Source organism: uncultured Arthrobacter sp. (assembly GCF_902805515.1).
Taxonomy (GTDB): domain Bacteria; phylum Actinomycetota; class Actinomycetes; order Actinomycetales; family Micrococcaceae; genus Arthrobacter_D.
This window is the reverse complement of the sequence record NZ_CADCTE010000152.1, coordinates 1-6773: the sequence shown is the minus strand read 5'-3', so window position 1 is coordinate 6773 and position 6773 is coordinate 1. Positions and strand designations below refer to the sequence as shown.

The 6773-nt window shown below is 64.5% G+C and carries 8 protein-coding genes; 1 reads left to right on the top strand and 7 read right to left on the bottom strand.

Going from position 1 to position 6773, the window contains the following annotated elements; translation table 11 throughout:
* A partial coding sequence (locus tag QZX79_RS13800; RefSeq protein ID WP_294569001.1) for a DNA-formamidopyrimidine glycosylase family protein occupies positions 1 to 469 on the bottom strand: 469 nt, incomplete at its 3' end.
* Between the two features lie 413 nt (positions 470 to 882).
* Positions 883 to 2355 carry an FG-GAP-like repeat-containing protein gene (locus QZX79_RS13795; RefSeq protein WP_294569000.1) on the bottom strand — a complete coding sequence of 491 codons (1473 nt, stop codon included), beginning with the start codon at positions 2353 to 2355 and terminating at the stop codon, positions 883 to 885.
* A gap of 286 nt (positions 2356 to 2641) precedes the next feature.
* On the opposite strand from QZX79_RS13795, the gene QZX79_RS13790 reads away from it, so the two are divergent.
* Positions 2642 to 2767 (top strand): hypothetical protein, encoded by a 126-nt coding sequence (locus tag QZX79_RS13790; protein WP_294568999.1) that lies wholly within the window; start codon positions 2642 to 2644, stop codon positions 2765 to 2767.
* Here QZX79_RS13790 and QZX79_RS13785 read toward each other — a convergent pair.
* From QZX79_RS13785 to QZX79_RS13765, 5 genes are all read right to left on the bottom strand, one after another.
* The gene (locus QZX79_RS13785; protein ID WP_294568998.1) at positions 2757 to 3410 is read right to left on the bottom strand and encodes an HNH endonuclease family protein; all 654 of its coding nucleotides are present in this window, start codon (positions 3408 to 3410) and stop codon (positions 2757 to 2759) included. The genes QZX79_RS13790 and QZX79_RS13785 overlap by 11 nt on opposite strands.
* A 669-nt stretch (positions 3411 to 4079) precedes the next feature.
* The gene (locus QZX79_RS13780; protein ID WP_294568996.1) at positions 4080 to 4451 is read right to left on the bottom strand and encodes a hypothetical protein; all 372 of its coding nucleotides are present in this window, start codon (positions 4449 to 4451) and stop codon (positions 4080 to 4082) included.
* Positions 4452 to 4589: 138 nt separating this feature from the next.
* Positions 4590 to 5051: a hypothetical protein gene (locus tag QZX79_RS13775; RefSeq protein ID WP_294568994.1), complete on the bottom strand. Its 462-nt coding sequence runs from the start codon at positions 5049 to 5051 to the stop codon at positions 4590 to 4592.
* Positions 5052 to 5408: 357 nt separating this feature from the next.
* A complete protein-coding gene (locus tag QZX79_RS13770; protein WP_294568992.1) occupies positions 5409 to 6029 on the bottom strand; it encodes a hypothetical protein in 621 nt (206 codons plus the stop codon).
* Positions 6030 to 6122: 93 nt separating this feature from the next.
* Positions 6123 to 6773, bottom strand: a 651-nt coding sequence (locus QZX79_RS13765) for a hypothetical protein (protein WP_294568990.1), incomplete at its 5' end; no start/stop codon positions are given.

Here is a 6773-nt window from a genome sequence, read left to right as displayed (position 1 = left end):
CGAGGAGGGCAGCGGCGACGCGTCGCTCCGGGTCCTGGCGAAGCCGCCGGGCCGCTTCCTGCGCAGACCAGTCGTTTCTCAAAGGGTCGGGGCCAAGGTGCCCGACGACGACGTCCTCTGCACCCGTGGGGAGGAGATCGACGACCGGCAGGTTCATCCCGTACGCCGTCGGACCGCCGTCGACCTCGAGGATCACGCGCGCGTCCGGAAGCAGTGTGCGGGGAAGCCTCCGGCCTGGCGCGGTGACGGTCCACGACCCCTGCATCCGCAGGTGGGTGTGCAGGGTGAGGCCGCCTTCGAACCGGGTCAGCAGGTGCTTGCCGTGCGTCACATGCTCTTTCACCAGCGCGCCGTCCAGGCTATCCGTGGCGTGTGCGGGGACACGGAACTCCCCGCGCTTCAGCCTGCGGCCGTCGAGCGACTTCCTTAGCCGCGCCGCGAGCCGGAAGACGCTGTCTCCTTCGGGCATACGGCCTCCCTGCTCTCCCGTCGTCCCCGGTCTCAACGGACCGCACGCGGCACCTTCCTCCCTGATGGTAAAGGTTCGGGCCGGAGGTGGGCCCGCTCAATTCCCGCCGGCTTCGGAAGGTGCTGTTCTCATGGCGGCTTGAAACAGGTCGCGGCACGCCTTCACCGGCTTACCGATTCCGCAGGTGAGTCAGGAATGGTCTGTCCGATGCTGCGCTACTTACGGATGGTGGCGCTGATGCCTGCTGCGATGGTGCACATGGCTGCCGCGCCGAACCAGGCGTAGGTGTACTGGCCCGTGGCATCCCTGATGGCGCCAGCGCCTAGTGCTGCCGCGGCCGCTCCGAACTGGCTGCCGGGGCGGCCACCGGCTGGTGCGTTGGGACTGTCTTTGCGTTGAAACTGCGATGAAGTTCAGAAGATCGGGTTGATTCCGTTCCACCCGCTGCCGATCTGCACTCGAGGCAGCCACCCGCCTGACCCGCTGCCCCGGTACAGCCACAGGTTGCCCTGACGGTCCCGTCCCACCACGTCGGTGGTACGGTCGCCGTTCAAATCCCCCGGGCTCATCACCGCGGTGAGTGAATTCCAGCCTGATCCCACCCGGACGCGCGGCAGCCATCCACCGGTTCCGTTTCCCGGATACAGCCATAGGTATCCAGTCGCGGTTTCGCGTGCCAAGAGGTCAACATGTCCGTCGCCGTTGAAGTCCCCCGGGCCGACAATGACATTGAATGAGTTCCAGCCGGTTCCCACCCGGACCCGCGGCAGCCATCCGCCGGTACCGTTTCCCCGGTAAAGCCACAGGTGCCCGGTGGACCGCTCCCGTGCGAGAACATCGACGAACTGGTCTCCGTTGAAATCGCCCGGCCCCACGATGGAATTGAACCCGTTCCAGCCGGTTCCCACCCGTACTCGTGGCAGCCATCCGCCGGTACCGTTCCCCCGGTACAGCCACAGGTGCCCGGTGGCTGCTTCACGAGCCAGCACGTCGGCTTTTCCGTCACCGCTGAAGTCTCCTGCTGTCTCGAGCGCGTTCTGCCCGCCCCAGCCCGCTCCGATGCGTACACCAGCCCATACCGTGCCGTTCCCCTTCCCCCGGTACAGCCGGAGATCTCCGGTCGCCGTCACCCGGGCCAGCAGGTCATTGTTCCAGTCGCCGTCGAAGTCGGCGGTGGACCGCGAGAGGGTCGATGCCGGGACGGCTAAGGGCGTGAAGGCGTAGGGTTCGCACGTCAGATCGTAATCCCGTGTGTCGTCGTACCACTGGGAGAGGTACACCCGGCCGCCAGAGAAGCTGGGTTGCCGGCACCGATCCAGCGCCTCGCCCGGATAGTCGAGCCTGCCAGCGGTGGCCCACACCGGCACCCCCGGCAACCGCCACGACCCCGTGATGTCGGCCCAACCCGCCGTGTAGGAGTACAGCCCATAGGAGAACCCCGAGTCACGGAGGCCGCGCATCAACCCCTCGACGATGAGCCGATTATCTCGCTTTTGAGCGGCAGTGCTCGTGGGCCAGGGTTGAGCCGGACGCGGCTCGACGTCGATCCATACGACCGGCGGACGGAACCCGACCCGGCTCATGCTGGCGACGGCGAACTTCGCCTCGGCGTAGCCCACGTTCGACAATTGTGCGGCCCGGGTGGTGGCGGTCCACGGTCCCCGGGCGCCGTACGTACTCAACTGCGCGGCGGTGGGAAACGCAGCCATCGCGTAACCATGGGTCTTCTTGTTGTTCGTTCTGGCCCAGTTGACCTGGCTTGCCAGACAAGGATTCTCGGTGAACGGCAAACCCTTCGTCAGCCCAATGATGACGAACTGGGTGGAGACCGGAGGAAGAGGCAGACCAAACCCGCCGACGGAGGACGGACACTGCGGCCAGGACACATCGTGACCATAGAGGGGCGCTGCGTGAACCGGCGGTGCCACGGTCACGGACCCAGATAAGAGGGCAAGCGATGTTCCAAGAGCTAGAACCATCCGGCGGAGCGAGCCAACCACCATGCCAACCACCTCATCCAAGGTGAATATTTTATCGCCGGCGGCGGGTCCTGGTCGGTCAGGGACTGATCACAATTAGGGGTCTAATTGGCCCCGAAGACTTCGGCATCCGCTCCACGAACTACCTCCTCATCGCTCAGGACATCGAAACGGGCCTTTCCAGCACGGGGAGGTGAAAGACGGCCTGCCGGCCGGGGCGATCCATGACCTGTCCCTTGACCTCGCGGTGATCGACCGGAAGATCCGTGGCCGCCAGGCAGCGCGCTGCCCGGATGCGGCCGCGAAGATCAGTACTTGACGACCGTGAGTGAGGCGGCCGGGCACTGGTCGGCTTTCTGAACCAGGAAAGCCTTCTCTCGTGAGTCGACGGTCATGCCCCAGCGCGTCTTCACCATGACCCACTGGGCGATGTAGGAGCACTGGTTGGCCGGCGGCATCCAGTCCTCGGGGCCCTTGGCCTGCTTCTGCTGGTTCAGCAGGTTCGTCTGCGCGTTCAGCGAATGAGGGTAGAGGTCGTTGTAGAACGTGACCCTGCGGGCCTGCGTCCAGTTCCGGGCACCGGAGCCCCAGGCCTCGGCCACCGGGACCAAGTGGTCGATCTGCACCGTGGTGGGCGAGGTGTGGACCTTGTTGTCCCAGCTCGTGACCCACCGGCCGACAGTGACTGTGCACCCGCTGGAACTGTAGGTCGGCGCCACCCTGGTCTCTGAGATAAGGACCTCGGCGCGGGTGTACTGACAGTCCCTGTTCGTGTCGGTCCAGCCGCTGCCAAAGTACCGGGCCCGGTCATAGCCAAGATTGTTCTCTGCGGCGAGGGGCAGGGCGCGGGCCGCGGCCCGCAGATTCGTGGTGTAGGTGGTCCCTGCGTCTGCAGGAACGGTAATTCCGGTAAAGAGGAGCCCCGCGGTGAACGCGGCGATGAGACCAGCTTTAATTTTCATGATTTCCCAGCCTTCGGGCGCCTCCAGCAAGCGCCATATCCACAATTCGGCGGCCAACCCCGCCTAAAACATCCTTCAGTGACAGAAATACGGTGGTCAGGCCCACGCAATACGGTGTCACCACGGGGTCCAGCTGCTCCCCCTATTCCGGGCGTGGATCCACTGCCACTGCCTCCGGATGGTGTCTTAAATCCGCACCGTAGTCAGGCAGATGCGGGCCATATCGTCCAGGTGATCATCTTCGGGTTCGGCTTCGGCGCGTGAACATCCGTCACACCGCGCAATCACCGATCCCATATCTCCTCGGAAAACACGATATCCCGTAGCCCGCCTGCCGAAGCCAAGGAATCACAGAGGTTTTATGCAGTTTTAACGCACTCAACCGATCTGTCACAACCCGCGTGGGAAAGTGAAGCAGCGTTTAGGAGAACGCTGAACATTTTCGTGCGATTGGGGAAAATTAACAGTCAAGTCTCGCGGCGGTGAATGCTGACACTTGCCTGGGCCGTCGGCGGCCTTGCGGCGGTGTGAGTGCGACCTGCTCTTGCAACCGGAATAGACCGCGCCCCCTCAGCGCGCGAGGAGATCGCCGACCTATTCCGCCCAGTGTGGCGGTCCATCCAGGAACCTTTTGCGGAGACCGCCGCCTAGCTGCTGCCGTCCGGTTTCTTAGATCCCGCTGCCTGGCTGTATCCATGCGGACAGGGCGTTGGCCGCGACTGTCCCTGCAACCAAGGTGCAAAGCACCGCGACGGGCCACCACTTCTGATGACCGGTGAGATGTGGCCGCCCCTTGACGGTCGCCAGGACGGAAAGAGCTATCCACGCCAGGCAGATTAACGCCGCGGGGAGGCCGACGATGAGCAGGGCACCTTCATAGCAGCCCGAGCCGTACCCGGTCTCCGGTGTGCACACCATCCGGTCAGGGTAGTCGCCCAGAATCCAGCCCAGGGCCGCGGCGGGCACGAAGCACACCAGAACGCCGACTAGCGCGAATGCGGCCTCTCCGGCGCCGGACTGATTCGAGACGTGCTTCCCCATTCGCCAATCCTAGATCTCGGCCGCGACGGCTTCAGCCTGGCGCTTGTGCTCTCTAATCCCGCACAGGCGCGCTTCACCGAACCCGGATGCAAGAGAGACCGCCCTAGGTGATGGACCCGGGGCGGTCTTCCGGTCCTGCTAGTTCTTCTTGAGCTCCACCGTCACCGTAGTTCCGAGCGCGCTGACCTTGTAGCTGATCGTGTCGTCTTCGTACGTGAACTCCTTGGTGTCATCTGTGGACGCCATGAGCGCCGTGTCGGTAGCTGCGGCGTCCCTCTGCGAGGTCCAGGTGTACGGCTCGTCCGCAGCGGTCGGCGCTTCGAACGTCCCGACCCAGTAGACCGAGGTCGTATCCCCGCCATCGGAAACCCAATCAATGGTCATCATGTCACCGGTGATCATGGCCTGCTGGTAAGAATCTTCGCTGTTGGAATTGCTCTGCTTCCATGCGCCGGTCAAATCGGGGGCCTGAGGCGCTTCCTCGGCGGCCGGCGATTCGGTCGTAGCGGACTTGGACTCGGCTGGAGCGGCGCCTGATCCGCCGCACCCGGTGAGAGCGAGAGCAGAAGCAAAAACGATGGGTGCAATGAGTTTCTTCATGACCTCACCCTTGCACGCAAATTAGGCACCGTTTCTTCGCCCCGCATTACCGTCGCCAGGTTCCCGACGACGCCGAGTTCCGTGTCTACAGCCATACCGGCGAACTGCTCGAGACCGGATCGCCGAATACACCGACGCCGTCCACCTGTTCGGTTGACCGCCACCCATCCACCCACCCATCCCGAAGGAACCGCATGCCACGCAGCACCATGAATCCTCCCGCCCCGCAGCGAAAGGCGAGCCGTTTTCAGGTCGCCGTCGTCACCGCACTGATCGTCATCCTGCTCGGCTCGAGCCTGCTCACCGGCTGCACCGATTTCGATAAGCGAAGACGCCCCCATCGATCAGCCTGGCTGACTAATCACCGGGCGTGGCGTCACGGCGGGCTGCTTCCAGGCGTATGCTGTCGCGCACGTCAGGCCAGTACTTCCTGTTCGGGAAGAGTTTCTTCCACACCGCGCGGGCGTCTTCGGGGGCGAGGCGTTCCCAGACCAGCATGATTCCCGTGAGGGCGCCGACGCCCATCCCTACCTGCAGCCAAAGCTCCCCCGCGGACATCCGCTCCCAGTCCTCCGGAGTGCCGACCGCGATGACGCTGTCCTGGTTCCCGGGATCGTCAACGTACTCCACCTCGGCGTTCAAATGCTTATCCGGCAGGAACTCCGGGTAGCGCACTCTCTGCCATCCCTCTCGGGACCGCGATCCCTCGTCGGTCTGAACGTAGTACGTGTGGTCACCGGATCGTCCACTTTGGTAGCTATGGACGATGACGCCGGACTGGTGATCCTGCGTTCTGACGAGTTCGCCGGCCTCCTTGAACTGCGCGTAGCTGCCGACACAGAAGGCCACCATAATCACAGTGATCAACAGCGCGAACAGCACGGCCGCGCCACGGCGCAGGCCGAGCGGCAGTCCGTAGAAGTGTGCGGCGAACTTCCTCCGCAGGTCGTTCCTGATCCGTCGTATCCGAGTCCCCATCCGGACAGCGTAGCGGTGCCGGAGGGCAGCCGGCGGTCGCCGCACGCCCCGAGTTCCGCCGCGACCCTTCGGCGCGATTGCCGCTCGGCGAGCTTACCGCCCCCGGACGTGGCAGCCGGTCCCGCCATCACGCCGGGGAAGCGCTCGCCGGCCCGTGAACTTCTTCGGCCGAGGCACGAGCTTCTCCGCCGCTGCCTGCAGGTCTTCGGGAATGAAGCGGCCGCACGTCATCGCAATGAACATCAGGGCGAGGGCCACCGCCACCGGGAATGAAGCCGACCGGTACCAAGGAACGTCCTTCCAGTCGGCCGGCGTGCCCACCGCGATCAGGTGCGACTCGTCCACGGGATCCACCACGTACTCCACCGGCTCACCCACTGAACTGCCGGACCGGATGAAGGTATGATCGATGATCTGTTTTTGCCCGTCGGCCTCGATGAAGTACGTGTCGCTGCCGCGGCTCGGCTCGACGTCCACGATGACGCTGCGGTGACGCTCCTGGGTCAGAACTGCCTCACGGGCGTGCGCGTAGTTGGCTTCGACGACGGCGACAACGATGACGGTGGCGAGGGCAATGAGCAGCGAGGAGAGCGCCGCTGCGATGCCATCCGGCCATCGTATCGAGACAAGTCGGGTGATCCAGGCGGCCTTCGCCGGACGTCGTGCATGATGGGTCCATGACCGACCGGCCGGCACCGGACGCCACTCCCAACACCGACGCATCCAGGCCTGGCCGGTTCCTGG